General features: G+C 67.7%; 25 protein-coding genes. 10 read left to right on the forward strand and 15 right to left on the reverse strand.

All coding sequences use genetic code 11. The features are described from left to right. Nucleotides 1-174 precede the first annotated feature (174 nt). Nucleotides 175-1,194 carry a hypothetical protein gene (locus A3ES_RS0124700; protein ID WP_020389525.1) on the reverse strand — a complete coding sequence of 340 codons (1,020 nt, stop codon included), beginning with the start codon at nt 1,192-1,194 and terminating at the stop codon, nt 175-177. A 109-nt stretch (nt 1,195-1,303) separates the two neighbouring features. Here A3ES_RS0124700 and A3ES_RS0124705 point away from each other — a divergent pair, with 109 nt between their 5' ends. From A3ES_RS0124705 to A3ES_RS0124720, 4 genes are all read left to right on the forward strand, one after another. Next, nucleotides 1,304-1,921 carry a TetR/AcrR family transcriptional regulator gene (locus A3ES_RS0124705; RefSeq protein WP_020389526.1) on the forward strand — a complete coding sequence of 206 codons (618 nt, stop codon included), beginning with the start codon at nt 1,304-1,306 and terminating at the stop codon, nt 1,919-1,921. Nucleotides 1,922-2,079: 158 nt separating this feature from the next. Next, entirely contained in the window at nt 2,080-2,268 is a 189-nt protein-coding gene (locus A3ES_RS0124710; protein ID WP_157630733.1) for a hypothetical protein, read from the forward strand. A gap of 267 nt (nt 2,269-2,535) precedes the next feature. Next, on the forward strand, nt 2,536-3,360 hold the full coding sequence (locus A3ES_RS0124715; RefSeq protein WP_020389528.1) for an ABC transporter ATP-binding protein: 825 nt from the start codon (nt 2,536-2,538) through the stop codon (nt 3,358-3,360). Further along, on the forward strand, nt 3,357-5,861 hold the full coding sequence (locus tag A3ES_RS0124720) for an ABC transporter permease (protein WP_026163167.1): 2,505 nt from the start codon (nt 3,357-3,359) through the stop codon (nt 5,859-5,861). The genes A3ES_RS0124715 and A3ES_RS0124720 overlap by 4 nt, the downstream gene beginning before the upstream one ends. Nucleotides 5,862-6,022: 161 nt before the next feature. Here A3ES_RS0124720 and A3ES_RS0124730 read toward each other — a convergent pair whose 3' ends face one another. Both A3ES_RS0124730 and A3ES_RS0124735 read right to left on the reverse strand, forming a co-directional pair. After that, on the reverse strand, nt 6,023-6,637 hold the full coding sequence (locus A3ES_RS0124730; RefSeq protein WP_020389530.1) for an NADPH-dependent FMN reductase: 615 nt from the start codon (nt 6,635-6,637) through the stop codon (nt 6,023-6,025). A 60-nt stretch (nt 6,638-6,697) separates the two neighbouring features. After that, entirely contained in the window at nt 6,698-7,378 is a 681-nt protein-coding gene (locus tag A3ES_RS0124735; RefSeq protein WP_020389531.1) for a DedA family protein, read from the reverse strand. Nucleotides 7,379-7,510: 132 nt separating this feature from the next. Here A3ES_RS0124735 and A3ES_RS0124740 point away from each other — a divergent pair, with 132 nt between their 5' ends. Together A3ES_RS0124740 and A3ES_RS0124745 are read left to right on the forward strand one after the other, a co-directional pair. Continuing rightward, nucleotides 7,511-8,680 (forward strand): sensor histidine kinase, encoded by a 1,170-nt coding sequence (locus A3ES_RS0124740; protein WP_051084795.1) that lies wholly within the window; start codon nt 7,511-7,513, stop codon nt 8,678-8,680. Further along, complete coding sequence (locus tag A3ES_RS0124745) at nt 8,671-9,411, forward strand: response regulator transcription factor (protein ID WP_020389533.1); 741 nt, start codon at nt 8,671-8,673, stop codon at nt 9,409-9,411. Before A3ES_RS0124740 ends, A3ES_RS0124745 begins: the two co-directional genes overlap by 10 nt. Nucleotides 9,412-9,448: 37 nt before the next feature. Here A3ES_RS0124745 and A3ES_RS0124750 read toward each other — a convergent pair whose 3' ends face one another. Beyond that, a complete protein-coding gene (locus A3ES_RS0124750) occupies nt 9,449-10,057 on the reverse strand; it encodes a maleylpyruvate isomerase family mycothiol-dependent enzyme (protein WP_020389534.1) in 609 nt (202 codons plus the stop codon). Nucleotides 10,058-10,130: 73 nt separating this feature from the next. Between A3ES_RS0124750 and A3ES_RS0124755 the strand changes: the two genes are divergently transcribed. Both A3ES_RS0124755 and A3ES_RS0124760 read left to right on the forward strand, forming a co-directional pair. Next, complete coding sequence (locus A3ES_RS0124755; RefSeq protein ID WP_020389535.1) at nt 10,131-10,568, forward strand: MarR family winged helix-turn-helix transcriptional regulator; 438 nt, start codon at nt 10,131-10,133, stop codon at nt 10,566-10,568. 34 nt (nt 10,569-10,602) lie between these two features. After that, nucleotides 10,603-10,911, forward strand: coding sequence for an ArsR/SmtB family transcription factor (locus A3ES_RS0124760; RefSeq protein ID WP_020389536.1), 309 nt, complete (start codon nt 10,603-10,605; stop codon nt 10,909-10,911). A gap of 8 nt (nt 10,912-10,919) precedes the next feature. Here the strand turns inward: A3ES_RS0124760 and A3ES_RS0124765 are convergent, their stop codons facing one another. From A3ES_RS0124765 to A3ES_RS0124790, 6 genes are all read right to left on the reverse strand, one after another. After that, nucleotides 10,920-11,924 (reverse strand): LacI family DNA-binding transcriptional regulator, encoded by a 1,005-nt coding sequence (locus tag A3ES_RS0124765; protein WP_020389537.1) that lies wholly within the window; start codon nt 11,922-11,924, stop codon nt 10,920-10,922. Continuing rightward, nucleotides 11,921-13,336, reverse strand: a complete 1,416-nt coding sequence (locus A3ES_RS0124770; protein WP_020389538.1) for a GH1 family beta-glucosidase — start codon at nt 13,334-13,336, stop codon at nt 11,921-11,923. Before A3ES_RS0124770 ends, A3ES_RS0124765 begins: the two co-directional genes overlap by 4 nt. Beyond that, entirely contained in the window at nt 13,333-14,175 is an 843-nt protein-coding gene (locus tag A3ES_RS0124775; RefSeq protein ID WP_020389539.1) for a carbohydrate ABC transporter permease, read from the reverse strand. Before A3ES_RS0124775 ends, A3ES_RS0124770 begins: the two co-directional genes overlap by 4 nt. After that, on the reverse strand, nt 14,172-15,125 hold the full coding sequence (locus A3ES_RS0124780; protein WP_020389540.1) for a carbohydrate ABC transporter permease: 954 nt from the start codon (nt 15,123-15,125) through the stop codon (nt 14,172-14,174). The genes A3ES_RS0124775 and A3ES_RS0124780 overlap by 4 nt, the downstream gene beginning before the upstream one ends. Next, on the reverse strand, nt 15,122-16,420 hold the full coding sequence (locus tag A3ES_RS0124785) for an ABC transporter substrate-binding protein (protein ID WP_020389541.1): 1,299 nt from the start codon (nt 16,418-16,420) through the stop codon (nt 15,122-15,124). Before A3ES_RS0124785 ends, A3ES_RS0124780 begins: the two co-directional genes overlap by 4 nt. A 209-nt stretch (nt 16,421-16,629) precedes the next feature. Continuing rightward, entirely contained in the window at nt 16,630-17,220 is a 591-nt protein-coding gene (locus tag A3ES_RS0124790; protein ID WP_020389542.1) for a putative quinol monooxygenase, read from the reverse strand. A gap of 171 nt (nt 17,221-17,391) precedes the next feature. Here A3ES_RS0124790 and A3ES_RS48275 point away from each other — a divergent pair, with 171 nt between their 5' ends. Beyond that, entirely contained in the window at nt 17,392-18,129 is a 738-nt protein-coding gene (locus A3ES_RS48275; RefSeq protein WP_063745996.1) for an AlkZ-related protein, read from the forward strand. 5 nt (nt 18,130-18,134) lie between these two features. Here A3ES_RS48275 and A3ES_RS0124800 read toward each other — a convergent pair whose 3' ends face one another. From A3ES_RS0124800 to A3ES_RS0124810, 3 genes are all read right to left on the reverse strand, one after another. Continuing rightward, nucleotides 18,135-18,485: a VOC family protein gene (locus tag A3ES_RS0124800; RefSeq protein ID WP_020389544.1), complete on the reverse strand. Its 351-nt coding sequence runs from the start codon at nt 18,483-18,485 to the stop codon at nt 18,135-18,137. A gap of 6 nt (nt 18,486-18,491) precedes the next feature. Next, on the reverse strand, nt 18,492-19,313 hold the full coding sequence (locus tag A3ES_RS0124805) for a MerR family transcriptional regulator (protein ID WP_020389545.1): 822 nt from the start codon (nt 19,311-19,313) through the stop codon (nt 18,492-18,494). Between the two features lie 212 nt (nt 19,314-19,525). Then, on the reverse strand, nt 19,526-21,424 hold the full coding sequence (locus A3ES_RS0124810; RefSeq protein ID WP_020389546.1) for a ricin-type beta-trefoil lectin domain protein: 1,899 nt from the start codon (nt 21,422-21,424) through the stop codon (nt 19,526-19,528). 302 nt (nt 21,425-21,726) lie between these two features. Between A3ES_RS0124810 and A3ES_RS0124815 the strand changes: the two genes are divergently transcribed. Continuing rightward, nucleotides 21,727-23,007 (forward strand): glycoside hydrolase family 16 protein, encoded by a 1,281-nt coding sequence (locus A3ES_RS0124815; protein WP_020389547.1) that lies wholly within the window; start codon nt 21,727-21,729, stop codon nt 23,005-23,007. A gap of 60 nt (nt 23,008-23,067) precedes the next feature. Here the strand turns inward: A3ES_RS0124815 and A3ES_RS0124820 are convergent, their stop codons facing one another. Continuing rightward, entirely contained in the window at nt 23,068-24,411 is a 1,344-nt protein-coding gene (locus tag A3ES_RS0124820) for a GH1 family beta-glucosidase (protein ID WP_020389548.1), read from the reverse strand. 469 nt (nt 24,412-24,880) lie between these two features. Next, nucleotides 24,881-26,113: an ROK family transcriptional regulator gene (locus tag A3ES_RS0124825; protein WP_020389549.1), complete on the reverse strand. Its 1,233-nt coding sequence runs from the start codon at nt 26,111-26,113 to the stop codon at nt 24,881-24,883. Nucleotides 26,114-26,377 lie beyond the last annotated feature (264 nt).

Consider the following 26,377-nt stretch of genomic DNA (forward strand, 5'->3'; position numbering starts at 1 on the left):
CACCTTCGGGCAATCGTTGTCATCCCGGTATCACCGCTCAAACCCCCTGGGCTTTCCGTGACCGTAGGAGGCCAGGACCCGGGAAGTCAATGGTTGAGAGACAACGTTGTCGCTGCCGTGACGCCGTCGCGCGGAGACCGGCCCGTAACGATCCGGTCACCGCGCCGTCAACTGTCAGACGGTAACCAGCGACGCTTCGTGACGACCGTGTACGACGCTCCGGCTCCGGTCGCGCAGCGCTCCGAGCCCACAGAGCCCCAGACCCAGTACCAGCCAGCAGCCGAGCACCAGGAACGACCCGCCCGAGCCCGCGCCGTCGAAGAAACTCACCGAGCGCAGCGCAGTACCGGCTGCTCCCGGCGGCAGCAGTTGGCCGAGCGCGCCCCAGCCGCTGGGCAGCATCTCCGGCGCGCTGGTCAGCCCGGATAGCGGGTTGCCGAGCAGCATCATGATGGCCGCCCCGAGCCCGAGACCCGCGGTACCCAGCAACCACTCCAGGCCCAGCAGGGTCAGCGAGATTGCACCGATCGACAGCGCGATCACGCTCGCGTTGGCGACGTAGCTGCCTTCGAACGAGCCGAGCCAGAACTGCAGAACCGCAGCCAGCGCCAGTGCGCCGGTGATCGCAGAGGTGATCGCCCCGGCGACTCGGCGCGCGCCACCCTTCACCAGCTGGGTCAGCAGTGCGGCGCCGAGGATGCCGCCGAGTACGAGCGGCAGAGCACCCGCCGCAAGGCCTGCGCCACGTGGGTCATCGGCCGGCAACGGAACCACGTCAGTCACCTTCGGGGGCTGCATGCCGGGATTCGCGGCCGCGAGCCGCGCCGACAGTTGGGTCAGGACCTGCGCGACCGCCGGACCGCCGGCCGATGCCGTGAGCAGCTCGGGAGCCTGCTGGTCGAGCACTAGTGCGCCATACACCTCGCGGTCCTCGATCGCCTTGACGGCCGCGGCCCGGTCCGGCACCGCGGTGATCTCGAATCCACCGGGCATCGCTTGCTCGAGACTGCTCTGCGCCGTGGCGACCGCCTGGGCCGGTCCGGCCAGAGCCAGCGGCAGATCGCGCGGCTCCGAGCGGGCGGCCGGCCAGGCGAACGCGATCAGCAGGACCGTCAGCACCGCGGTCAGCAGGGCGACGACGACCAGCACCGGGGGACTGCGGTGACCCTCGGCGGAGGGTTGGTCAGTGGACATCTCGGGTCAGCTCCTCGTTGTGGAAACCGAATGATCGTTCTTTATTGATCCGAGCCTGCAGGGTGGGCTTCGAGTTGTCAAGAACGGACATTCGTTTTATGTTCACAGCATGCCCAAGGTTTCGGACCAGCATCGCGCCAACCGCCGCCGCCAGATCATCGTGGCCGCGCGCCGGTGCGTGATCGAGCAGGGTTTCCACAAGACGACGATGGCCGACGTGATCCGGGAGTCCGGGCTGTCGGCCGGCGCGGTCTACGGCTACTTCAAGAGCAAGGACGAGATCGTCGCGGCGATCGCCGACGACGCGCTGAGCACGATCGACGAGCTCTTCGACCGGATCCTGGCGGTCGAGGAGCCGCTCAGCCCGGCGACGGCGATCCGGGCCGCCCTGGAACACATCATCCGGCTCGCCGAGCAACCCGAAGGTGACATCACCCGGGTGGGGATCCAGGCCTGGGCCGAGGCGTTGCACAACGAGACGATCATGGCGATCGCTTCATCGAAGTACCGGTTGGTGCGTGGGAGATTCGTCGAGGTGGTCGAGCGGGCGCAGAAGGACGGCACGATCGACCCGGGCACGGATCCGCAGTACGTCGCGCAGGTTCTGTTCGGACTGCTGCCCGGATTCTTGGTGCAGCGGCTGATCCTCGGCGACGTAACCGTGGAGAGCTACTCGGCCGGCCTGGCGGCGCTGCTACCGCCGCAGCCTGATCGCAAACCGATCTAGGGCAGGTCTACTCCCCCGGCTGCGGCGGGCGGCGGGCGGCGGGCGGCGGGCGGCGGGCGGCGGGCGGCGGGCGGCGGGCGGGGAACGATTGCCTGCCTGCCGACGTCTTTCGGGTGGAGGTGAGACCGATCGGCGACATCTGGATTCTGTTGGTGAGCATGGGCTTGGTGGTCGGCTTTCTCGGCCTGCTCGCCTGGGCCTCGGCCCGCTCCCGGCGGCGCGGTATCGGCGCCTCGATGATGGGCCCGTTCGAGGAGATGTACCACCCGGCGGCGGCTCAATCACACGTCGAACTCCGGCTCCAGACCGAACGCAAGAAGCCGTTGCCGTCGCCCGAGGATCTCTGATCCGCGAAAACTGAGGGCTTGTGCGACTTCGCGACTGCGCGCGATTCAGGATGTGACCGAAGGCTTGAGACTCGCGGCCTACCTTCAGCACCGACGACTGGACGGAGCCGCTGGTGCACCAGGTGCGGGCCGGCTTCCGTAGCTACCTCCTCCGCGAAGAGGGGACTTAGCACTACCCCTTGAGGCTGCCCAGCTCCCTGGGGGCGGCGTCTGCGTCTCCGTAGCGTCTGTCTCGTCAGTCGGGAAAGAAACTTCAAGGGGCGAACCATGGGGCGCAAGCGGGAACAAATCAGCAGGTCGAACGACTCGGTCGTCCTGCAGGACGTACGCCGGGTCTACGGCCGCGGCGGCAACGCGGTCACGGCGTTGGACGGCATCAGCATCAGCTTCGCGCGGGGCACCTTCACCGCCGTGATGGGCCCGTCGGGCTCCGGCAAGAGCACCTTCCTGCACTGCGCTGCAGGACTCGACCGGCCGACCTCCGGCACGGTGGCGATCGACGACGTACCGCTGGCCGGCCTGAACGAGCGGCAGCTAACCGAGCTGCGCCGGGAGCGGATCGGCTTCGTCTTCCAGTCGTTCAACCTGCTGCCCGCGCTGACGGTCTGGCAGAACGTCACGCTGCCGCAGGAGCTCGACGGGCGCCGCACGAACAAGGCCGCCGTCCGCGAGGTGCTGGACCGCGTCGGCCTCGGCGGCAAGCACAAGAGCCGCCCGGGCGAACTGTCCGGCGGCCAGCAGCAGCGCGTCGCGATCGCCCGCGCCCTGGTCGCGCGGCCCGCGGTCATCTTCGCCGACGAACCGACCGGTGCACTGGACACCCAGACCGCCGCCGATGTGCTCGACCTGCTCCGCGAGCCCGTCCGTACTCAGGGCCAGACCGTGGTGATGGTGACCCACGACCCGGTCGCGGCGTCGTACGCCGACCAGGTGGTCTTCCTCGCTGACGGCGTCCTGGCCGGCAGCATGCTCGCGCCGACCGCCGAGCAGGTCGCCGACCGCCTCACCCATCTCGGCGCCCGCGCCGCCCGCGCTGCTCGGGCAGCATCCGCGGCCGGGGATGCCTTCGCAGCCGGGGCGGTCGCCCGATGATGCGCCTCGCCGTCCGCACCTTGCGCTACCGCAAGAGCGGCTTCCTCGCGACCTTCGTCGCGGTTGTCTTCGGTACTGCGATCGTGCTCGCCTGCGGTGGCCTGATGGAGACCGGGATCCGCTCCAATGTTCCGGCCGAGCGGCTGGCGGCGGCGCCGATCGTTGTCACCGGCAAGCTCACACATCTGCGCCCGGGCCACGAGGACGCCACGCCGCTCACCGAGCAGGTCGGCGTCGCCGATTCGGTGGCAGCAAAGATCCGTTCCCTGGAAGGCGTTACGGGCGTCGTCGGCGACCAGACCTTCCCCGCACCCGTTGCCCAAGGCCCCGGCTTCAGCAAAGGCGAAGGCCACAACTGGGCGTCCGCAGTGCTGGCACCCTTCAACCTAACTTCCGGTACTGCGCCTCGCCACGGCGAGGTCGTACTCGACTCGACAACCGCGCAACAGCTCGGCGCGAAGCCCGGCGGCAAGGTGGACCTGCTGGTCGGTGGCCAGCAGACCTCCTTCGCCGTAAGCGGTATCGCCTCCGGGCCGGCCGGGCACACGTTCTTCGCGGAGGAAGAGGCGAGCCGTTTCGCCAACCGCCCTGGACAGTACGCGGCGCTCGGCGTACTGGTTGCTCCTGGCACCGACCTGAAGTCCTTGCAGAAGAAGATCGAGGCGTCTGCCGACGTGTCCGCACTGTCAGGTCTCGATCGCGGGCTGGTCGAGCACCCGGGCGCGGCGACCAGCAAGGTCACGCTGATCTCGGTCGCGGGCTCGTTCGGTGGCATCGCGGCGCTGACGATGATGTTCGTGGTCGCGTCGACCCTGGCGCTCGCCGCCCAGCACCGGCAGCGCGAGTTCGCGTTGCTCCGCAGCATCGGGACGACGCCCGGTCAGGTCCGGCGGATGATCTTGGGCGAGGCGATGATGGTGTCGCTGCCCGCGGTTCTCGTCGGCGTGATCCCTGGGGCATTGCTCGGCCGTTTCCTCTTCGATCGGCTGTCCTCGAACGGCGTCGCGTCGCCCGACGTGACCTTTTATCAAGGTCTGATCCCGTTCGCGGCCGGCGCGGGAGCCGCAGTACTGGCTGCTGTCGGTGCCGCACTGCTCGCAGGCCGCCGATCGGCGAAGATCCGGCCGGTCGAGGCGTTGGTCGAGGCTTCGCTGCAGAACAAGTGGTTCAGCTGGACGCGGCTCGTGATCGGGCTTCTCTTCCTCGGCGGCGGTGTGGCGCTGATGATCGTGACGGCCGCCGTGATGACCGGGCCGCTGGCCGGTGCGACCGCAGGCCCAGCGGTGCTCTGCTGGGCGATCGGCCTCGCACTACTCGGACCGGTGGCCACCAAGCTCGTACTCGCCATCATCCGCTGGCCCCTGTACGCCGTGAGCCGGGTGAACGGCCGACTCGCGATCCTCAACGTGACGGCGCGATCGGTAGCGATGTCGGCCGCGGTGATGCCGGTCATGCTCGCCGTCGGGATCGCCACCGCCAACATCTACATGCAGACGACCCAGGTGGATGCGGCCGAGAAGGCCTTCACCAAGGAGCTTCGTGCCGACGCAGTACTCGTCTCGACCGCCGCTGGCCTGTCCCCGTCGCTGCTCCCCCAGGTGCAAGCGCTGCCGGGTGTGGCGAGCGCCTCCGCCTACATCACCAGCACGGGCGTCATCGACGAACCACGCAACGCACCCTTCGACGAGGACGGCGCTCTGCTGCAAGGCATCACGGCCCAGGGTCCGGACGGCGCCGCGCCGGTGCGCCTGACCTCGGGCTCACTCGAAGGGCTGAGCGGCAACACGGTCGCTCTGCCGGATCGGGTGGCGGAGAAGATCCAGCGTGGCATCGGGACTTCGATCAAGATGACGTTGGGCGATGGGGCTTCGGTGGACCTGCGAGTGGTCGCGACGTTCGCTGCCGAACCCGGCTACGAGAGCATCGTGCTTCCGGCCGAACTGCTCGCCGCTCATACAACCAACCGGTTGGTACCGCAGATCCTGGTGCGGGCCGAGCCCGGCGCATCGATCGGCCCCGCGCTGGCCAAGCTCGCGGCGGCGACTCCCGGCGTACAGGTTGCTGATCGGGAGGCGTTGATCGCGGGCAACGGCGAGGACCTGCAGACGCAGGCCTGGGTGAACTATCTGCTGGTGGGCATGCTGATCGCCTATACCGCGGTCTCGGTGGTCAACACGTTGGCCTCGGCAACGGTCCGGCGGCGGCGCGAGTTCGGTCTGCAGCGACTGACCGGCTCGACCCGCGGACAGGTACTACGGATGCTGAGCACCGAAGGCGTACTAGTAGCGCTGGCCGGCATCGTGCTCGGCACTCTGGTGGCGCTGGCGACCCTGCTCCCCTTCGCATCGGCCGTCTCCACCTCAGCACGTCCCTCGGGCCCGATCTGGATCTACTTGGTCATCATCGCGATCGCCTTCGCCCTGACCATGCTCTCCACCCTGATCCCCGCCACCAGCACCCTCACCACCCGCCCCGCCGAAGCCGCCGCCCGCGCGGACTGACCCCCACCCCACCACCCAACCCGCCGAGGCAGCCGCGCGCGCCAACTGACCCACCGTCCACCACCCGACCCGCCGAGGCCGCCAGTTGCGCCGACTGACCTCCGCGACGGCACCTCGGCGAACAACCAGCCGGATCGCGCACAGCGTGATCCGGCTGGTTCTTACTTGGCGGGTGTCGGTTCGGCGACCGGCTGGAGGGCGATGGTGGTTGCTTGCACCAAGCCGGCGTTATGACGAAGCCAAGCTGAGACGGGCAACTGGAGATCTTCGAAGTCCTTCTCCTCCAGCGCGACCGGTGGCGTCGGAACGCTCGCACCAAGTTCGGCAAGTACCGGCCGAAGGTGCAGATCCGCCAGCAGCCGATGGCTCGGCGCGGCCGACACCGTCACCGGCACCACCACCGACCCGGCCAGCGCCTGATGCGGCAGCACATCGAGGAAGCTCTTCAGCAACCCCGTATAGCTGCCCTTGTAAACCGGCGTGGCCAGCACCAGCACCGAGGCCGACGAGACCAGCTCGACCGCACTCTCCAACGCCTCCCGATCCTCCTCGGCCGCGTTCTCCCCCTGGAAGATGGCCGGCGCGAACGTGACCAGATCCACCAGCTCGTCGATCCGGTACGGCGTACCGAGCTCGGAGGCGAGCAGCTCCGCGACGGACGCGGCAGCCGCCGCCGTACGGGAGCCCGGTTTCGGGTTCCCCACCACGGTGACGACGGATTGCGGCCAGACCGGCGGGTCGGGCACGATCCGGGGCTCGAAGGCGACTATGGGCATCGGGACACAGCTCCCAAGGGTTCGGCAGTGAGGTCTCGAGCCTAACCAAAGTCGAGCGGGCTACTTGACTTTCTCAGCTGGTGAACTCTTGGCCCTGACCTTGACAACCACGAACCAGGTCACCGCGGCCACCGCACCGGCCAGCACCACCCACTGCAGCACCCCGACCGACGACTCGACGACGTGCCATTTCTCACCCAGCGCGTAGCCCGCGATGATCAGTGCCGAGTTCCAGATCAGGCTGCCGAACGCCGTCAGCGCGAGGAACATCGGCACCGCCATCCGCTCCACGCCGGCCGGGACGGAGATCAGGCTGCGCACCACGGGCACGAGCCGGCCGATCAGCACCGCCTTCGCGCCGTGCTTGGTGAACCACTCCTCCGCCTTGTCGATGTCCTCCACCTTGATCAGTGGGAGGCGTGCGGCCAGCGCTCGCGTCCGCTCGCGGCCGAGCGCGGCGCCGACGCCGTACAGGGCGAGGGCGCCGACCACGGAACCGAGCGTCGTGAAGATGATCGCGCTGAGCAGGCCGAGATCACCGCGGTTGGCCGCGAAACCCGCCAGTGGCAGGATGACCTCGCTCGGCAGTGGCGGAAAGAGATTCTCCAGTGCCACGGCGAGGCCGGCACCTGGAGCGCCCAGCTTCTCCATCATTTCGATGGCCCATCCGGCCACCCCCGTGGTCGGTTGTTGCGTCGTCTGCGCCAGTGCGCTCATCATCACCTGGTTGGTCGGGGTCATGGCGTCGACGCTAGGTCTGCGCACACCTCGCGCACCCTGCGGTCGACCGTCGTGTTTCCTCGGCTTTTCCACAGTACAGACATGTGGAAAACCACAGTCCGCTTCGGTCCTGTGCCCATTAGCCTTGCCCACATGCGGAATCGCGTCGTAGTGCGAACGGGGACGGCCCTCACCGGGGTCGTGCTCGGCGCACTGCTGGCCGGGGTCGAGCTCGGCTTCCTGCTGGTCTCCGGCCTCGGCCTCATCCCCGTCGTCGCGGTGCCCCGCTCGCGACCGCACGTCGTCGGGTTCGTCCATCGTTGCGCACGGCAACTGGCAGTTCTGGAGCAGCGGCGACTGAGCCGCTTCCACCAGATCCGCGACCTCGGCCCGTACTCCGACCGCGCAGCGTTCCAGTACGTCGCCAGGCGCTGGCCGATCGGCCTGCTCGGCGGATTCGTGCTGCTGCTCCTGCTGCTCGGCGTGGTGGTGGCCATCTCCATGATCACGGCTTGGCTCTTCGGCGGGCACTGGTCCTTCATCGAGGAGCAAGGCGAAGTCAGTATCGCGTCGCTGATGGCCGTCGCCCTGCCCGGCCTGCTGCTGCTCTACCTGAACGTGATGGGCATCATCGGCGTACCGGTTCTGGACGCCCGTCTCGCCCAGCGATACCTGGCGCCCTCGACCGAGGAGCTGCTCGCCCGGCGGGTGTCCGAGCTGACACTGAGCCGGGCCGAGGTGGTCGAGGTGGTCAACGACGAACGCCGCCGAATCGAGCGAGACCTGCATGACGGCGTACAGCAACGGCTGGTCGCGCTCGGGTTGCTGCTCAGCCGCGCCCGGCGGACCGAGGATCCGGCCCGGGCGGCCGAGTTGGTTCGGCAGGCGCACGAGGCCTCCGAGCAGGCGCTCGACGATCTGCGCGAGGTCGCCTGGCGGGTCTACCCGACCGTGCTCGACCAGCTCGGCCTGCGTGACGTCATCGCCGTACTGGCCGAGCGATCCAGCATCCCCGTCAGCCTGTACTACGACCTGCCGGACCGGCCGCCCGTCACGGTCGAGACCGTCGCCTACTTCGTCATCTCCGAAGCGGTCACGAACGCAGCCAAGCACTCCGGCGCCGACAAGATCGCGATCAGCATGACCCAAACCGCCGGCCGGGTGACGGTCCTGGTCACCGACGACGGCCGTGGCGGAGCCGACCCGGCGGGCCGTGGCCTCAGCGGCCTGGCCGGACGAGTCGCCGCCGGCGACGGACAATTCACCGTGGACAGCCCTGTCGGCGGCCCGACGATCGTGAAAGCAGAACTGCCATGCGGGTGATGCTCGCCGAAGACAACGTCCTGCTCCGGGAAGGGATGGCCCGCCTCCTGCTGGAGGAAGGCCACGAGGTCGTCGCCTCGGTCGGCGACGCCGACTCCCTCCTGACCGCGATCAAAACCGCCGCCACAGCCACCGACACAGGCACAGGCACAGGCACCGCAGCCGCAGCCGCAGCCGCCGACGGCGACGGCGACGACGACGACGACGACGACGACAAGCTGCCGGACGTCGTCGTCGTGGACGTCCGGATGCCGCCGACGCACACCGACGAAGGCATCCGGGCGGCACTCGCGATCCGGGAGCAGTGGTCGTCGATCGGCGTCCTCGTGCTGTCGCAGTACGTGGAGAAGGCCTATGCGACCGAGCTGATCGTCTCCGAGCAGGACGGCGTCGGCTACCTATTGAAGGACCGGGTGATGCGCGTCGAAGAGTTCCTGCACGCCCTCGAACGCGTCGGCACCGGCGGAGTCGCCTTCGACCCCAGCATGGTTCGCCAGCTACTCGCGCGCACCACCCACACCGATCCACTCAGCCGGCTGACCCCCCGCGAGCGCGACGTCCTGGCAAAGATGGCGGAAGGCCACATCAACTCAGCCATCGCGGACCAGCTGTACATCTCCCAGAGCGCCGTCGAGAAGCACATCAACTTGATCTTCGACAAGTTCGAACTGAACCACGTCGCCGGCTACAGCCGCCGAGTCCTCGCCATCCTTCACTACCTCGGCACCTAGTACGCCAGTAGCACAGCGCGACAACCCACACGGCGCACTAGTGCGGCACGGGCCCGGACAACCGCGACGCCTTTCGCCCACTGAGTAAGAGCAGCAGTTCGGCGACCGGACCGCGGATCTCCTCGCCCTGCCCGGCGGACCAGTCGATGTCGGAGGCAACCAATCGCAACCCTGCCAGGCGTTTCTGAGCCTTGAACGGGAACGACTTCGACCAGATCCGGTCAGCCGCGGCTGCGGCCGCCTCGGGTGGCATCTCGTGGGACAGGCCGAGCGGTACGACGATGTCCTGGGTGTGGACGAGCACGTCGAGCAGCGGGTCGGCGGGCGTAGTACCGATGGGGTGTCGTCGCGAGCCGGCGAATCGCCGGTACTGCGCGACGATCTCCTCCCCCGAGTACTGCGCACCAGCCCGCTGGCCCTCCTCGAGCACGAACCGGTTGAAGTCTCCGCGCGCCCGGATCATCCCGGTCAGCACCGGCAGCATGCGAGCCTGCGGCGACGAGATCACGTGCGCGGCGACGTCACGCACCGTCCACCCCGGGCAGACCGAAGGCGTCGACCACTCGGCCTCGGTCAGCCCGGACAGCAGGTCGGCCAGCGCGGCGCGCTCGGCATCGACGTACCGCCAGATCTGTTCGGTCTCCATTACCCCACCCCGGAACTAGTAAGGCTCTCTGACCAGATTAGACAGCCTCTCTGACTACCGTCAAGATGGCAGAGTGCCGGACGACGACCTGAACCTCGGACTGCTGCTGTTCATCCCGTACCGCGCCCTGGAGACCCGGGTCTTCGAGCGGCTCGCCGAGGCCGGTTTCGACGACATCACCCCGGCGCAGTCGCGGGTGTTCCAGCGGATCAGCGCGACCGGCACCCGGCTCACCGAACTGGCCGAGCAGGCCCAGGTGACCAAGCAGACCGCCGGCTTCCTGGTCGACCAACTGGAGCGAGCCGGCTACGTCCGCCGCGTGCCGGACCCGACCGACGCCCGCGCGCGGCTGGTCCAGATCGCCGAGCGCGGCGCCCGCACCATCCCGCTGGCCGCGGCGGTCGTCGCCGAGATCGAAGCCGAATGGACCGCACACCTCGGCGACACCCAGGCCGCCCAGCTCCGGCGCGCACTCCTGTCACTGCGGGAGATCACCGACCCCTACGCCTGATCTGTCAGACATCAAGGCCGCGTATATTCCTGGTATGGCAACTACGTTCGAGGTGCTGGCCGAGCCGCGGCGACGGCAGATCCTCGATCTGCTCCGCGACGGCGAGCGGCCGGTGGGTGACCTCGTCGACGCACTCGCGCTGAGCCAGCCGGCCGTCTCCAAACACCTGAAGGTACTGCGGGACGCGGGGCTGGTCGAAGTCCGCCAGGACGCCCAGCGCCGCTGGTACCGCCTCCGCCCGGCCCCGCTCCTCGAGATCGACGCCTGGCTCGAGCCTTATCGCGACCTGTGGCGCAACCGCCTGGACGCCCTCGAGGCCCACCTCGACCGAATGGACAGCTGACCAAAAGATCAGGCGCTGCCGCGAATCTCCAGCCTGGTCTCAACAATGACCTGAGCCTCCACCGGCTGATCGCCAGCCAGCTGGGCGAGCAGCAGCCGAGTCATCTCCCGCCCCATCTCCTCGGTCGGCTGAAAGACCGACGTCAGCGGCGGATCCGAGTGCCGTCCACCCGGCGACCCATCGAAGCCAACAACGGCAACATCCTCAGGAATCCGCCGACCGGCCGCCTTCAGTACCCGCATCGCCCCGAAGGCCATCGGGTCGGAAGCAGCGAAGACAGCATCCAGCCCAGGCTCCCGATCCAGCAGAGCCACCATCGCCTTCGCTCCACTCTCCTCGCTGAAGTCGCCGTACTCGACCAACTCGTCACCGACCACCTCGCGGAACCCCTCCAACCGCGCCACCCCGGCAGCCATGTCCTGCGGACCGGCAACACACGCGATCCGGCGGCGTCCCAGATCCCGCAGGTACTGCGCCGCCTGCCGCCCGCCCGTCGCGTTGTCGGCGTCGACGAAAGGCATCTCCCCAGCGTCCGGGTCCGACGCCAGCGGCTGTCCACACAGGACCAGCGGCAGTCCCCTGGCCCGGACCTGGGCCGGCAAGGGGTCGTCGGCGTGCTGAGAAAGCATCAACACCCCGTCGACATGCTCGCGAGTCAGGAAGCGACCAGTCCGCTCGCGCTCGGCCGAACTGGAGACCATCGACAACCACAACTGCAACTGGGTCTGGGCCATGGCCGAGCTGATGCCGCGCACGATCCCGGCGAAGTACGGCTCACTGAAAAGCCGGTCCCCCGGCTCCGAGATCACCAGCGCCACACAGTCGGTACGCCTGGTCACCAGATTGCGAGCGGCCCGGTTCGGTACGTAGCCCAACTCGTCGATGGCCTTCAGTACGGCGGCCCGGGCGGCGGGGCTGACTTGGGACGATCCGTTCACCACTCGCGAAGCGGTGCCCCGCCCCACCCCCGCCCTGGCCGCGACGGTTTCGATGGTGGGGCGGGATTCGGTCATGTCGCTAGCCTGCCCCGGATCAGATCCCCGTACCAATACGCGCTGCTTTTCGGCGTTCGTGTCTGCGTCTCGTAGTCGACGTAAACCAGGCCGAAGCGCCGCGAGTACCCCCAGGACCACTCGAAGTTGTCGAACAGCGACCAGCAGAAGTACCCGCGCAACGGCACTCCCAGATCGATCGCCGCCTGGCAGGCCCGCAGATGGCCGTCCAGGTAGCTGATCCGGTCCGGATCCCGGACCAGACCGTCAGCATCCGGAGCGTCGGGGAAGGCCGCGCCGTTCTCGGTGACGTACAACGGCACCGACGGATACTCCCGGGCGATCCGCTCGAGGACGCTGGTGAGCCCGTCGGCATGGATCTCCCAGCCCATCGCGGTGACCGGCAAGTCGCCCTTCAGGAAGCCCACCTGCTCGCTCCCGGGCCAGGGCGACGCTCCGCTGCCGACCCCTCCCCCATGCCCGTCGTCACCGTCGGTCACCTCGCCCGTCACGACGTGCCGGCTGTAGTAGTTCACGCCCAGGATGTCGAGCGGAGTCGAGATGACAGCCAAGTCGCCATCCCGGACATGCGAGAAGTCGGTCACCGACGCGAGATCCGCCACCAGGTCGGCCGGGTAGGACCCCAGCAGAACGGGGTCGAGGAAGAAGCGGTTCTGCAGTCCGTCGATCCGCCTCGCCGCCTCGAGGTCGATCTCCCGCTCGCTCGCCGGCATCACGTCGTACAGGTTGATGGTGACGCCGATCTGGTGTCCGCCGGATCTGAGCAAACCGGCGGCGAGACCGTGGCCGAGCATCAGGTGGTGACCAGCGCGGACCGCCGCGGCCGGATCCTGGCGACCTGGCGCGTGCACACCCGAGCCGTAGCCCAGGAAGGCCGAGCACCAGGGCTCGTTCAGCGTCGTCCACTGCCGGACCCGGTCACCCAGTACGGCGCTGATCGCGCCCGCGTAGTCCGCGAACCGCTCCGCCGTGTCGCGCTCGGGCCAGCCGCCGGCGTCTTCCAGCGGCTGCGGGAGATCCCAGTGGTACAGCGTCGGCCACGGCTCGATGCCGGCGGCAAGCAGTTCGTCGATCAGCTTCGAGTAGAAGTCGACGCCTGCCTGGTTGAGCGCGCCGCGACCGTTCGGCTGGACTCGCGACCAGGAGATCGAGAAGCGATAGGCCTGGAGGCCGAGGTCGGCCATCAACGCGACGTCATCGCGGTACCGCTGGTAGTGCTCGATCGCGACATCGCCGGTCTCGCCGCCGAGCACCCGGCCCGGCGTGTGCGAGAAGGTGTCCCAGATCGAGGGCCCGCGCCCATCGGTGGCCGCCGCGCCTTCTACCTGGTAGGCGGCAGTGGCCGCGCCGAACAGGAACCCGGTGGGGAACTCCAGTCCGGTGCCGGGCGCGGTCTGGCTCTCGGTTGTCACGACTTGATCGAACCTTCCATGATGCCGCCGATGATCTGGCGGCCGAACAGGATGAACACCGCGAACAGGGGCAGCGTGGCCAGAGCCGTCGCTGCGAAGACCTGCGCGTAGTCGGTGTAGTACGCCGTCGCCAGCAGGCTGAGCGACAGCTGGACAGTGGGGGTGTTGGCGTCGAGTACGGCGTACGGCCAGATGAACTCGTTCCAGGTCTGCATGAACGTCAGCAGACCGAGGACGGCCGCGGCGGGGCGCAGTACGGGCAGGACGACGTTCCAGTAGATCCGGAAGGTCGAGCAGCCGTCCACGCGGGCGGCCTCGACGAGCTCGTCCGAGATCGCCTCGGCGGCGTACTGACGCATCATGAAGACGCCGAAGCCGCTGACCAGGAACGGCACGATCACCGCTTGCAGACTGCCGTTCCAGCCGATCTTCACCATCAGCATGTACAGCGGGATCAGGCCGAGCTGGACCGGCACCATCATGGTCGCGACGATGATCAGCAGCATGGCGTTGCGGCCGCGGAAGCGCAGCTTGGCGAACGCGAACCCGGCCAGGGTGGAGAAGAACACCACCGACAGGGTCACCACGCTGGAGACCACCAGCGAGTTCACCAGCCCGTAGGCGAAGGCGGCGTGCTCGTTGGCGAAGACCCGGCCGACGTTCGCGCCGAGCTCACCACCAGGCAGCAGCGGCGGCGGTACGTCGTTGATCACGTCGTTGGACCGGGTGGCCACGACGACCATCCAGTAGATCGGGAAGATCGAGATCACACAGCCCACGACCAGGGCCAGGTACGTCGCCGGGCTGGTGCGCCACAACCGGATCGAGGCAGCTCTCATCGCGCTGCCCTCCGGACGATCAGCAGGTTGACCAGCGAGAACACCACGATCAGGCCGAACAGCGACCAGGCGATCGCGGCACCGTAGCCGTACTGGAAGCGCTGGAACGCCGTCTCGTACATGTACATGGTGACCGTCTGGAACTGACCGAGCGTGCCGCCGAGCATCCGGCCGTTGCCGAAGATGACCGGCTCGGTGAACAACTGCAGGCCGCCGATCGTGGAGATGATCACGGTGAAGACCAGGGTCGGGCGCAGCAGCGGCACGGTGATCCGCCAGAACTGCTGCCGGGGCGCCGCGCCGTCCAGCTCAGCGGCCTCGAACAGGTCCTTGGAGATCGCCTGCATCGCGCCGAGCAGGATCAGTGTGTTGTAGCCGGTCCAGCGCCAGTCGACCATCACGGCGATCGCGATCCAGCTGGACCAGGTGTTGGCCTGCCAGTCCACCGCGTCCAGGCCGAGGGCAGTGACCAGGTAGTTGACCAGGCCGACGTCGCGGGCGAACAGCTGCCCGAAGACGATGCCGACGGCCGCAACCGAGGTGACGTTGGGGATGAGCACGCCCATCCGGAAGAACGTCCGCCCGCGGATCTTGCGGTTCAGCAGGTTCGCCATCATCAGCGCCAGCAGCAGTTGCGGCACGGTCGCGATCACGAAGATGCCGACGGTGTTCTTCAGCGCGTTCCAGAAGTCCGGGTCCGCGAAGAGCGCGGTGTAGTTGCCGAGTCCGACGAAGGTGTGCTCACCGATCAGGTGCCAGTCGTGCAACGACACCCAGCCGGTGTAGACCAGCGGGAACGCCCCGAAGATCGCGAACAGGACGAAGAACGGCGCGATGAAGAAGTACGGCGCGAACTTCACATCCGCGCGCGTCAGCCGGGAGCGCCAGGGAACCCGGTCGCCGGCGGCACGTGCTGCCGCCGACGACCGGACGACGCTGGAAGAGGTCACTTCGCCTCTTTGACAGCGGTCTTCAGTGCCTGCTGCCAAGCCTTGTCGGAGGTGAGCTTGCCCTGTTCGACGGCCTGCATGGCCGGCTCGAAGGCCCGCTCCTTGACCGCCTGGTGCTTCGGGCCGAGGACGACCGGCTTCAGCGACTTCGCGCCTTCACCGAAGATCTTGCCGACCGGAGCGTTGGAGAAGTAGTCGTTGGTCAGCGCCAGGAACGCCGGGTCGTCGAGCGCCTTCGGCGACGACGGCAGCGGTCCGGCCTCCTTGAAGGCGCCAACATGACTTTCAGGAGTGGTCAGGAACTTGGCCAGCTCGTAGGCCTCCTTCGGGTGCTTGCTCTGAGCCGGTACTGCGAGCCACGAGCCACCCCAGTTGCCACCGCCACCAGGCACCGCGGCAACGTCCCACTTGCCGGTGTTCGCGGCGCCGGAGTTGGTCTTGATGATGCCGAGCATCCACGACGGGCACATGGTGACCGCGAAGCTGCCGTTCTTGAAGCCCGCCTCCCAGTCCTTCGACCAGGTGGGAACCTTGGCGCTGATACCCTCCGAGACCATCTTCATCGAGGTGTCCCAGGCCTGCTTGACGACCGGGTTCGAGTCCGCGATCAGCTTGTTGTCCCGGTCGTAGAAGTTGGTCTCGCCGGCCTGCGACAGCATCGCGCTGAAGCTGGTGGTGACCGAGTCGACGAAGCCCTTGGCGCCGGTGCTGGCCGCGGTGAACTTCTTGCCGGTGCTGATGAACTCGTCCCAGCCCGGCCACAACTTCGAGACGGCGTCGCGGTCGGTCGGCAGGCCGGCCTTGGCGAACAGGTCCTTGCGATAGCAGACGGCCAGGCCGCCCACGTCGGTACCGAGCCCGATCAGCGGCCCGTCGGCGCCGGCCTTGCCGAGCTCCCACTTCCACGGCAGGAAGTTGGCCTGCTGGTCGGCCGCGCCGTGGTCGAGCAGGTTGACGAAGTTCTGCGGCTGGGTCTTGAACTCGTTGAGGATGCCCTCCTCGAGCGCCACCACGTCCCCGGCGCCGGTGCCGGCCGCCAGGTACTGGGTCAGCTTGGGCTTGTAGTCGTCGAGCTTCTGCACACTGCGCAGCTCGACCTTCACGTTCGGATGGTCCTTCTGGTACTGCGCGACCAGCGCCTTGTAGCCGAAGTCGCCGAACGTGTCGACCACCAGGTTGATCTGGCCGTCCGCGGCGGGCTTGGTGCCGGCCGTTTCCTTGCTGCATGCCCCGACCATGCCCAGGGCTGTCACGGCAGCCACCGTGACCGCCAGGAACCGCTTCGTCTGGCTCATCGCCTGACCCTCCTCGATATTCTGAGCACTCCATCTGGGAGCGCTCCCAAGAGCATCGAGGGGCCTGTAGTGACTGTCAAGAGCTCAGTGGGAGCGTTCCCAAATCGATACTGGGCGAGAATCGGGAACAGCAGTTGCTACCTCGGACAAGAAGCGGGGGACCTCGGACACGTCCTGCCTTGTCCGAGGTCCCCAGTGATTGCCCGAGATCAGGTCAGCTCGGGTACGCGCAAGTGGGCCAGCGCGAGTTCGAACTCGCCCACATCGAGCAACTCTGCCCCGGCGTCCTTCGAACCCGCCGATCGCAGCGCTGCGGCCGCCTCCCGGTTGCTCTCCATCGCCTGCACGCTGTCGTACGTCACCGAGGAGACGGCACGACCGGAGCTGCGGTCGACCAGCAGACTGGCGCTGCAGAAGCCGGCCAGTTCCTCGGCCTTCGGCAGGGATGCCAGCCGGTAGACATCGATCGCCCGGTCCAGGTCCGCGGAATCGACCTGCATCCAAGTGACGCGGACGCAGGCACCCTGCGTGGACTGGTGGTCGCGGTGCAGGACGGCGATCTCCCACTCGTCGATCTGGGGGCTGCCACCGAGCATCTCACCGATGCGTTCCCGGATCGGCTGGAGTTCTTCGTCGGTGGCCCGCATCGCCTCCTCGGACCGCCACGCGCTGGTGACGATGCACCGCCCGGACGACCGGTCGACCAGCATGGACAGACCGATACAGCCCTCCATCTGCGTGATCATGGGCATCACGCTGTCGCGCACTTCAGCCATGCCCGCGTCGATGGACTCCGGCATAGCCATGATCGTGGTGGAACGCGCGTACACGGTCCACCCCCTTCGGATCTGGGTAGCACCCCGCTGGCGCCACCGGTCGTCCTCCACATTCCTCCGGTCGCCGTCGGCTGGCAATGCCTCTCACCGGCCTCTCGCTGCCTAACTGTCGGCGCCCGGTGATTGACTGTCCGGATGGCACGTACAAGTACTCCGGACGACGAACTCGCACAGGCCAGAGCCACTCGATGGTGGGTGCGCGGCCGCCGGGTCGGGTCGGTGGAGCGAGCCGGGAAGTTCATCGACGACGTCGGCTTCGCGCTGCTGTTTCCGGCGCCCCGACCGCTCGGGCCGTCGCTGTGGGAGGCCGTCGCCGGTGAGGACGCCGAGCCGTTCGCCGACGGCATGGGCGAGAACGAGCAGAAGGTCTGGGGTTGGAAGGACGAGCTCCCCCGCCGCGGCCTCGCCTGGTACGGCGCCTTCATCGGCGGGCGTGGCACCTTGCTGTCCCCCACGCTCCTCGCCGCTCTCTATCCAGGCGACGGCGAACTGGACGACCACGAGCGACTGGAGCTCTCACCCGCGGCCCACGAGCTCGCCGCCGCCCTGGCCCTGGAGCCGATGTCCAGCGCCTCGCTCCGGGTCCTGCTCGGCGACAAGAACAAGTACCAGCGGGCGATCGGTGAGCTCCAGAAGAACCTGCTCGTGACCACCGCCGGCGTCGAGGAGCAGGGCAACGGCTGGCCCGCCACCCTGCTCACCCTCACCTGCGAGCAGTTCGACGTCGGCGGCCGCGCCGATCACCGCGAGGCGGCCGAGCAGTACCTCGACACCATGCTGGACGCCACCCCAGCAGAGCTGGCGCGTGCCTTCCGTTGGCCTACCGCCAAGGCTCGTGACCTTCTGAACGAGCTAGGCCCGTCGATGAGCTGAGTTGGTCAGTGCTCTTCGGCCAGGTCGAAGACATTGCCTTCGGGGTCGGCCAGGGTGACCCAGTGGGCGCCGTACTCGTCGAACTCGCCGACCCGCTTGGCGCCCAGACCGACGATCCGGTCGACTTCGGCGGCCCAGTCGGCGGTGGCGAGATCGATGTGCAGGCGGTTCTTGCCGGCCCGCGCCTCGGGTACCTGGATGAACATCAGCGCGACGCCCTCGCCGCCCTTGTTCACGGTCGCGAAGAACTCGTTGCCTTCAGCATCGACCTTGGACTGCAGGACACCGGCCCAGAAGCCCGCCAGCTCGCCGGCGTTGGCGCAGTCGAAGACGACGTGTTCGAGGGTGATGGTCATGGTGGTTCAGCCTTTCAGAGTGGGGATCCGCTGGATCGGCCAGCAGATCTCGGTACGGAACTGGGATTCGTCGACGACGTCGCCCGGGCCGACGACGTACAGCTCGCGGATCGGCCCGGGTGCGACCTCGCAGTACTCCGCGACGTGGCTGCCGAGCGCGCCGTAGACGCGGTCGAAGTCCGTGAACGGCCCTTCGTACATCGTGATCGCGAAGAAGCCGGCCGGCAGATCCACCAGCCCGACGCGATCGATCGCGGGCTGGTCCGGCGCGACCGGCAGGAACCCGACCACTTCGCCGACCTCTTCGGTGAAGAACTCGTCGCTGTACGTCGCGCCGGCGGTGGCAGTGATGCCGTGCATGCCGGCGATCTCGCCGAGCAGGCCGAAGGTCGACTCGCACCACTCGCTGATCGTGTCGCGCTCGACCCGGTCGGTGACGGAGTACGCCCGGAACGCGGGCATGAACCGGTATTCGACCGCGAGCTCGGCCATCGGCAGTGTCAGCATCGAGCGGAGTGAGGCGACCACATCCCGGGTCTGGGCGAGTTCGCGCTCCATCTGGTCCAGATGCAACCGCAGCGTCTGGTCGCGAGTCTGGACATCGGGTGCCTCGACCACCGCCCGCACCTGGGCGAGCGGCATCTGCAGATCCCGGAGCCGCCGGATCAACTGCGCGATCGGCACCTGCGCCGTCTCGTACCGCCGGTACCCCGACGACGCATCGATCCGCGCGGGCGCCAGCAGCCCGATCTCGTGATAGTGATGCAAGGTCTTCACGCTGAGATGCGTAAGCCTGGAGAACTCCCCGATGGTCACCGACGCCGTCATGGCCCTACCCTCCACCCTCCGCCTACCGGAGAGTCAACAGGCACTCCAGATCGGCAGGCCGCACCACCGAGCTGCACTCGGAGTTGAGGGTCGCGAGGCGTCGAACGCAGTCGACCGCCACCGGGGGCGCGGTGGCGGTCGAGCTGCTGGTGTCCCCGTGCGGACACCTGGTCAGGTGGTGAGGGTGCTGCAGGTACTGCGGGCGCTGCGGGTCAGATCACCCATTTCTGGTTTGCGGCGCCGGTGCAAGTCCAGATCTGCAGGCGGGTGCCGTTGGCGGAGTTGTTGCCGCTGACATCGAGACACTTGTTCGCCTGTGGATTCACCAGGTCTTGACCGGCCGTGTACGTCCATTGCTGGGCGGCACTGCCGTTGCAGGTGTAGAGCTGGGTCTGCGCCCCGTCGGCGGTAGAGCCGGCGGCTACATCGAGGCACTTGCCAAGCGCACGAAGGGTGCCATCGCCAGGCCGGGTCCACTGCTGGGCGGCCGTACCGTTGCAGTCGTACAGGTTGACCGCGGTGCCGTCGGTACTGCTCGCCCCGGCCACATCGATGCACTTGCCGGCCAAGCCGGTGATCTGACCGCCGCCACCGCCGCCACCCTGGGTGCCGGACCAGGTGAAGGTCGCCGAGGTCTTGGTGGGCAGCGTGTAGACGAAGGACTGGTTGCCCCAGTTCACCCGCACCGACTGGTTGCCACCGGTGGTGTTGTAGGCGATCAGCGCCTTCGAGCCGTCGGGGTTCTTCCAGGCGACGTTCTTCACCGAACTGTTCGCGTCCGACTGGATCCGGACCGCGCCCGGCTTCACGAACTTGGTCAGGTGGCCCATCGTGTAGTACTCGATCGTCTTGTCGACCTGACCGGCTCGCGAGCCGCCGCGCTGGATGGTGACCAGCCCGGTGCACACGTTGCAGCCGGCACCGACGTACGGAAGCATGTTCTGGTCCTGGCCGAGGCTCCACTTGACCCAGGACTTGCTCCAGTTCCGGGTGTAGTCGATCAGGTTGTTCATGTCCTCGACCTGCTGGTTCGGGATCCAGGTACCGCCCGAGTGCTCGGTCATGTACTGGTTCACGGCCGGGAACTGGTTGTGGATGGTGCTCTGCAGGCCCACGTCACCGCCGTACCCGTGCCAGGCGATGCCGCCGAACAGCGGGTCGGCGCGCAGCCCGGCATCGTTCAGCGGGACCGAACCGAGGTCGTTGTAGTTGCCCCAGTTGTAGTCCAGGATCATCACCTTGGTGGTGATCCCGGCGGCCCGGAAGGCCGGCAGCAGGTGGTTCTTGGTGAAGTTCAGCAGGCCGGCGCCGTTCCAGTTCATCGACGCGTAGCCGGTGTCGTCGGTACCGCAGCAGGTCGGCTCGTTCTGCACCGACACGTAGTCGATCTTCAGCCCCTGCGCCGCGTTCTGCTGCACGTACTTCACGAAGTACTGCGCGTACATCGGGTAGTACTCCGCCTTGAGCCAGCCACGGTTGGTGAACTTGTTGTTGTCCTTCATCCAGGCCGGCGCACTCCACGGCGCGCCCTTGACCTTCAGCGCCGGGTTCAACTGCTTGGCCTGCTTGGTCAGCGGGACCACGTCCGCCAGGTCGTGATTGATGCTGAAGTCGTTCAGGTCGCAGCAGGAGTCGTCGTAGGAGTAGTTGAACCGGGCCAGGTCGGAGGCGCCCATCGGGTTGCGGGTGAAGGCCAGCCCGATGCCGTTGACCGGGTCGAACAGGTCCTTCATCACCTGGTTGCGGGTCGTCGCGGTGATCGTGTTGCTGCTGTTCAGCAGCCAGGCGGCGCTGTCGGTGAAGGAGGCGCCACCGCCCTCGAAGGTCTGGTACGTCGTGTTCTCGTTGACGTTGACCGTCTGGTTCGCCGTACCGCCGGCCGGGCCGAAGTTCACCGGCGTCTGCCGCTGCAGACCGCGGGTCACGTTCCGGCCGCCGGAGTCGTTGGTGCTGGTCAGCCAGACGTTGACCTGCTCGCCGGCCGCGTGCGCCTGCTGGGGGTTGCTGATGCCGAATCCGGTCGCGATCACGGACAGGGCCGCGAGTCCGGCCAGGGCCGGAAGGAGGCGGCCGCGGCGGTGACCGCGGCGTTGGGTCCCGTTCGAGGGCATGGCGGAATCTCCCTTTTTGCTCAAGGCCTTCACGGGTGGATGGAGCCACAGGTGGATGGAGCCCCGGGATTCCGGCGTCTGCCCGCGCCGCAACTGGTGGTCAGCAAGAGGTAACCATCGGTGCATAGCCGTGTCAACGTCGCGACTCTACTTTTTTCACGACTTATATTTATGCGTGGCCTTGACCTGAGAGCGTTCTCACAGCAGGCTGCGTCCCAGCGATTCCCTGTCTCGCGACAGTCCGCCCCCGCCCCCTCGGCCGGACGTGCACCACCTCCGGCCGCGCGAGAAATGAGGCACGCATGAGATTCCCGCGTACCCGGATCCGGTCCGCAGCCCTGGCCGCCGCAGGCGCCGCAGTGCTCGGTACCGCCCTCCTACAGTCCCCCGCAACCACCAACTCCGCGTCGGCTGCCGCGACGGGGCCCGCCGCGGCGACTTCGTCCTATGCGGCGGCCGCCGTCGGCCCGGTCATCTGGTCCGACGAGTTCAACGCCGGGGCCGGTACAGTCCCTGACAGCAGCAAGTGGCGCTACGACATCGGCGGCTCAGGTTGGGGTAACAACGAACGGCAGTACTACACCAACAGCACTCGCAACTCGGCGCACGACGGCAATGGCAACCTCGTGATCACTGCCCGGCGCGAAGGTGGCTACAACTGCCACTACGGGCCGTGCGAGTACACCTCCGCCCGTCTCCTCACCGCGGCGACCTTCACCCGGACATACGGCCGGTTCGAGGCGCGGATGAAGCTGCCGCGCACGCAGGGTCTGTGGCCGGCGTTCTGGATGCTCGGCACCGGCAACAACGGCTGGCCGGGCAACGGCGAGATCGACATCATGGAGAACATCGGCAAGGAGCCGAGCAACTCCTACGGCACCCTGCACGGCCCCGGCTACTCCGCCGGCGAGGCGGTCAGTTCCCGCTACACGCTGCCGAACGGGCAGCAGTTCGCCGACGGCTTCCACACCTTCACCGTCGACTGGGAGCCGAACGTCGTCACCTGGTACGTCGACGGCATCCAGTTCGCCCGCAAGACCCCGGCCGACCTCGGCGGCGACCCGTGGGTGTTCGACCACCCGTTCTTCATGATCATGAACGTGGCCGTCGGCGGCTACTGGCCGGGCTACCCCGACGGCAGCACCGTCATGCCGCAGACACTGACCGTCGACTACGTCCGCGTGAACAGTCTGACCAGCGGAGGGGGCGGTGGCAGTCAGGTCACAGCACTCGGCAAGTGCATGGACGTGGCCGGCGCGAACTCAGCCGACGGTACGCCGGTCCAGCTGTACGACTGCAACGGTTCCGGCGCCCAGCTGTGGAGCCGTCCGGGTGACGGCACGATCCGCGCCCTCGGCAAGTGCCTGGACGTCGCCGGAGGCGGAGTTGCCGACGGCACCAAGTTGCAGATAGCAACCTGTAGCGGCAACGCGGCCCAGCAATGGACCTATACCGGCGCCAAAGATCTGGTGAACCCGCAGTCGAACAAGTGCCTGGACATCCCGTCCGGCAGCGCCGCCAACGGCAACCGCCTGCAGATCTGGACCTGCAACGGATCCGCGGCACAGAAGTGGACCTTGTAACCAGCACCGAGCAAAGGGCCCCTATCTCGATTGAGGTAGGGGCCCTTGTTTTATTGCTTGCTACAACTGCCGATGGCTCTCGATGAACTTGGTGTAGGTCTTGCCGCTGGTCTTCATGACGCGCGTGCCGGTCGGGTAGTCGACGTACGCGAGGCCGAAGCGTGGGGCGTAACCGTAAGCCCACTCGAAGTTGTCCATCAGGGACCAGGCGAAGTAGCCCGCGAGTGGAGCGCCCTGCTGGACCGCGCGGACGCAGGCGGCCAGATGGCCTTCCAGGTAAGCAGTTCGGTCGGTGTCGTCGACGGCAAAGGACGCGTCGGGCTGGTCGACCCAGGCCGAGCCGTTCTCAGTGATGTAGATCTTCTCGGCGCCGTACTCCTTGGCCAGCCGGAGGATCAACTCCTCCAGGCCCGCCGGGTGGACCTCCCAGTCGAGCATCGTGTGCGTGGCGTTCGAGCCCGGGACCTGGCTGAATCCCAGCACAGGAACGGAATCGTCGGCCTTGATGAGCTGGCGGAAGTAGTAGTTCAGGCCCACGAAATCGGTCGGCGCCGCGATGATCTCGGCGTCACCGGGCTGCTCGGGCAACTCGACGCCGTACACGTCGACCATGTCCGCCGGGAAGCCGCGACCGAACAACGGGTCGAGCCACCAGCGGTTGATGTGCCCATCGGCGACCTGCGCGGCGCGGATGTCGGCGGCCGCGGAACTAGCCGGCTCACAGCCGCTGAGGTTGACGACCAGGCCGACCGACGGCGGCTCCGGCGCCGTCTCTCTGAGCGCCGCAACGCCGAGGCCGTGCGCAAGCATCAGGTTGTACGACGCCCGCACCGCGACCGCCGGATCCTTGATGCCGGGCGCCATCCGCCCTTCCCAGTGACCGATCCAGGCCGAGCACAGCGGCTCGTTCAGGGTGACCCAGTCGGTGACGCGATCACCGAGCTTGGCCCCGACAACCGCCGCGTACTCCGCGAACCGGTACGCCGTATCGCGGTTCTCCCAGCCACCGAGATCCTGGAGCGCTTGCGGCAGATCCCAGTGGTACAAGGTGATAAAGGGTTTGATGCCATTGGCAAGCAAATCGTCGACGACCCGCTCGTAGTACGCGAGGCCTGCCACGTTGACCGCGCCAGAACCGGTCGGGATCACCCGTGGCCAGGCGATCGAGAACCGATACGCGTCGACACCAAGCTGCTTCAACAGCTCGAGATCCTCAGGCCACCGACGGTAGGAGTCGCACGCGACGTCCCCGGTGTCGCCGTTGTCGATCGCACCAGGAACACGGCAGAAACTGTCCCAAATCGACGGCAACCGGGCGTCGGCATCAACCGCACCTTCAATCTGGTAGGCCGAGGTAGCAGTACCCCAGACGAAGTCCTGCCGCAGCGGAGAGAGCTCGACCATCGGTGACCCCCAGGGGGTAGTTGGCGGGTTTTTTCAAAGCATAGTTGAAGCCCTGAACCCGCCCTAGCAACCCAGGTTCCGGAACCACCCCAACCCCACCAAAGCCCCAGGCGCAGCAGTCCAGCACTCACCTCCCGCGCCCAGCCTCTCCGCCAACCGCAACTCCACGCCGACTAGCCAGCGGCCTCGGACAGCCCAAAGCCAGCAGGATCGGCATGCCAGCGCTCGCCTCCTGCCTACCGGCTCTTCGGGTACTGCGGCGCGGCGTTCCTCGGCCAGCGAGCCCGAGCAGCCCGGTGTCGGCAGGCGCCAGCAGCCCGGTGCGGCGGGCACCAGCAGTCCGGTGCGGCGGGCGGCAGCAGTCCGGTGTCGGCAGGCGCGGCGAGCTGGCCCTCGTCTCCCGCGTGCAGGTGCTTCGGGTGCTGCGGTGGCGCGTGGGTGGATATGAGGGCGGGGCGCGCCCGGGAACTCAGTGGGCGCGGGCGGTTTGGTTTTGGGTAGCGCGGTGGGGGGTGCCGCCGTCGCGGAGGAGGCGTAGGACTGGGAGGGTGGCGGCGCCCATGGCTACGGCGTCGCGGCCTAGTTCGCAGAGTTCGATGGAGACCTGGGCGTAGGGCTGGCGGAGTGCGTGCCGGCCGACTGCCTCGCGGAGTTGCGGGAGGTAGCGCTCACCCAGCAACAGACCGGACCAGCCGCCGAGCACGATCTTCTCGGGGTTGAAGAGGTTGACCAGGTTCGCGAACCCCGCACCGAGATAGCCGATCGTGTCCTCGACAACCTTCGCCGCGACCTCCGAAGTACCGACGGCGTCGAGCAGGCTGTTGAAGGCGGCTTCCTCGTCACCACCCGGTGTCAGCTCACCGCCGGCCAGCCGGTAGCGCTCGAGCACACCCTCGGCCCCGACGTACGCCTCCAGGCATCCCTCGGCGCCACAGCGACACCCGCGGCCGCCGTACATGATCGTCGTGTGGCCCCACTCCCCCGCGCTGCTGCGGATGCCCCGGTAGCTCGAGCCACCAGTGACGAGCGCGGCACCGACCCCGGACCCGACCAACGCGACAACGGCATCCGTCGCACCCCGCCCGGCGCCGAACCACATCTCGGCCTGGCCGAGCGTGTTCGCGCCGTTGTCGACCTGGATCGGGATATCCGTCTTGGCGGCCAGCATCGCGCCGAACGGAACCGCGTCCCACCCCAACGTCTGAGCATGTACGACGGCGTCCGCCGGCCCTTCGACGATGCCGGCTACAGCCACCCCGAGACCGAGCACCCGGTCAGGCGAGATCCTTGCCTCCCCGAGCACCTCCGCCAGGCCGGCCAGCACATACTTCACGGCGAGAGCCGGCGCAGGCTTGGGCGTCTCGATCGGGTAGACCATCGTCGCGAGCACGGTCATCGCCAGGTCGAACAGCTCGACCCGGACCCGCGTCTCGCCGACCTCGGCGCCGACGACGTACCCGAAGGTCGGGGCGACGCGCAGCAGTACGCGTGGCCGGCCACCGTCGGACTCGACCGACCCGGCCTCCTCGACCAGACCCTCCTCGATCAGCTCAGCGACCAGGTTGCTCACGCTCGCCGCACTCAGCGAGGTCTGGTGACCCAGCTCGTAGCGGCTGAGCGGCCCGTCCCGGTAAATGCTGGTCAGCAGCACCGAGCGGTTGGACCGGCGCATGTCGCGCACAGTGGTCCGGCGTACGTCCATTTTTCTGCGATCCGCCTTCGGAAGTTTGCCGCCTGCCGGCAGCTGAAATCGATCCCGCCCACGAGACTCCATCATGCCCCAGCACGAGCCCGGAAGGGGCCGCGGCCAAGCCTTCGGCGCACTCGACGGCCCGCCTCGCCCAGACCCGGCGGGCCACCTTCTTACAAATCGTGAACTTAGCCATGATTCGTTATCTCGTCGTGATTGACGTGAGCTGACTCACTCGGCTTCACTCTACGGAACCGCTTCCGAAACCGGTTCCGA

Source organism: Kribbella catacumbae DSM 19601 (assembly GCF_000372465.1).
GTDB classification, from domain to species: Bacteria; Actinomycetota; Actinomycetes; order Propionibacteriales; family Kribbellaceae; genus Kribbella; species Kribbella catacumbae.

Bases quoted from the DNA above. Each gene is read 5' to 3' on its own strand.
- A3ES_RS0124800 (WP_020389544.1), bottom strand. From the start codon at position 18,485: ATGACCATCACCCTCGAACACGTCGTCTTCGACTGCGCCAACGCCGGC.
- A3ES_RS0124775 (WP_020389539.1), bottom strand. From the start codon at position 14,175: ATGAGAGCTGCCTCGATCCGGTTGTGGCGCACCAGCCCGGCGACGTAC.
- A3ES_RS0124760 (WP_020389536.1), top strand. From the start codon at position 10,603: ATGGCAACTACGTTCGAGGTGCTGGCCGAGCCGCGGCGACGGCAGATC.
- A3ES_RS0124730 (WP_020389530.1), bottom strand. From the start codon at position 6,637: ATGCCCATAGTCGCCTTCGAGCCCCGGATCGTGCCCGACCCGCCGGTC.
- A3ES_RS0124815 (WP_020389547.1), top strand. From the start codon at position 21,727: ATGAGATTCCCGCGTACCCGGATCCGGTCCGCAGCCCTGGCCGCCGCA.
- A3ES_RS0124785 (WP_020389541.1), bottom strand. From the start codon at position 16,420: ATGAGCCAGACGAAGCGGTTCCTGGCGGTCACGGTGGCTGCCGTGACA.
- A3ES_RS0124715 (WP_020389528.1), top strand. From the start codon at position 2,536: ATGGGGCGCAAGCGGGAACAAATCAGCAGGTCGAACGACTCGGTCGTC.
- A3ES_RS0124790 (WP_020389542.1), bottom strand. From the start codon at position 17,220: ATGCCGGAGTCCATCGACGCGGGCATGGCTGAAGTGCGCGACAGCGTG.
- A3ES_RS0124750 (WP_020389534.1), bottom strand. From the start codon at position 10,057: ATGGAGACCGAACAGATCTGGCGGTACGTCGATGCCGAGCGCGCCGCG.
- A3ES_RS0124810 (WP_020389546.1), bottom strand. From the start codon at position 21,424: ATGCCCTCGAACGGGACCCAACGCCGCGGTCACCGCCGCGGCCGCCTC.
- A3ES_RS0124825 (WP_020389549.1), bottom strand. From the start codon at position 26,113: ATGGACGTACGCCGGACCACTGTGCGCGACATGCGCCGGTCCAACCGC.
- A3ES_RS0124745 (WP_020389533.1), top strand. From the start codon at position 8,671: ATGCGGGTGATGCTCGCCGAAGACAACGTCCTGCTCCGGGAAGGGATG.
- A3ES_RS0124735 (WP_020389531.1), bottom strand. From the start codon at position 7,378: ATGACCCCGACCAACCAGGTGATGATGAGCGCACTGGCGCAGACGACG.
- A3ES_RS0124705 (WP_020389526.1), top strand. From the start codon at position 1,304: ATGCCCAAGGTTTCGGACCAGCATCGCGCCAACCGCCGCCGCCAGATC.
- A3ES_RS48275 (WP_063745996.1), top strand. From the start codon at position 17,392: ATGGCACGTACAAGTACTCCGGACGACGAACTCGCACAGGCCAGAGCC.
- A3ES_RS0124700 (WP_020389525.1), bottom strand. From the start codon at position 1,194: ATGTCCACTGACCAACCCTCCGCCGAGGGTCACCGCAGTCCCCCGGTG.
- A3ES_RS0124710 (WP_157630733.1), top strand. From the start codon at position 2,080: ATGGGCTTGGTGGTCGGCTTTCTCGGCCTGCTCGCCTGGGCCTCGGCC.
- A3ES_RS0124720 (WP_026163167.1), top strand. From the start codon at position 3,357: ATGATGCGCCTCGCCGTCCGCACCTTGCGCTACCGCAAGAGCGGCTTC.
- A3ES_RS0124820 (WP_020389548.1), bottom strand. From the start codon at position 24,411: ATGGTCGAGCTCTCTCCGCTGCGGCAGGACTTCGTCTGGGGTACTGCT.
- A3ES_RS0124765 (WP_020389537.1), bottom strand. From the start codon at position 11,924: ATGACCGAATCCCGCCCCACCATCGAAACCGTCGCGGCCAGGGCGGGG.
- A3ES_RS0124805 (WP_020389545.1), bottom strand. From the start codon at position 19,313: ATGACGGCGTCGGTGACCATCGGGGAGTTCTCCAGGCTTACGCATCTC.
- A3ES_RS0124740 (WP_051084795.1), top strand. From the start codon at position 7,511: ATGCGGAATCGCGTCGTAGTGCGAACGGGGACGGCCCTCACCGGGGTC.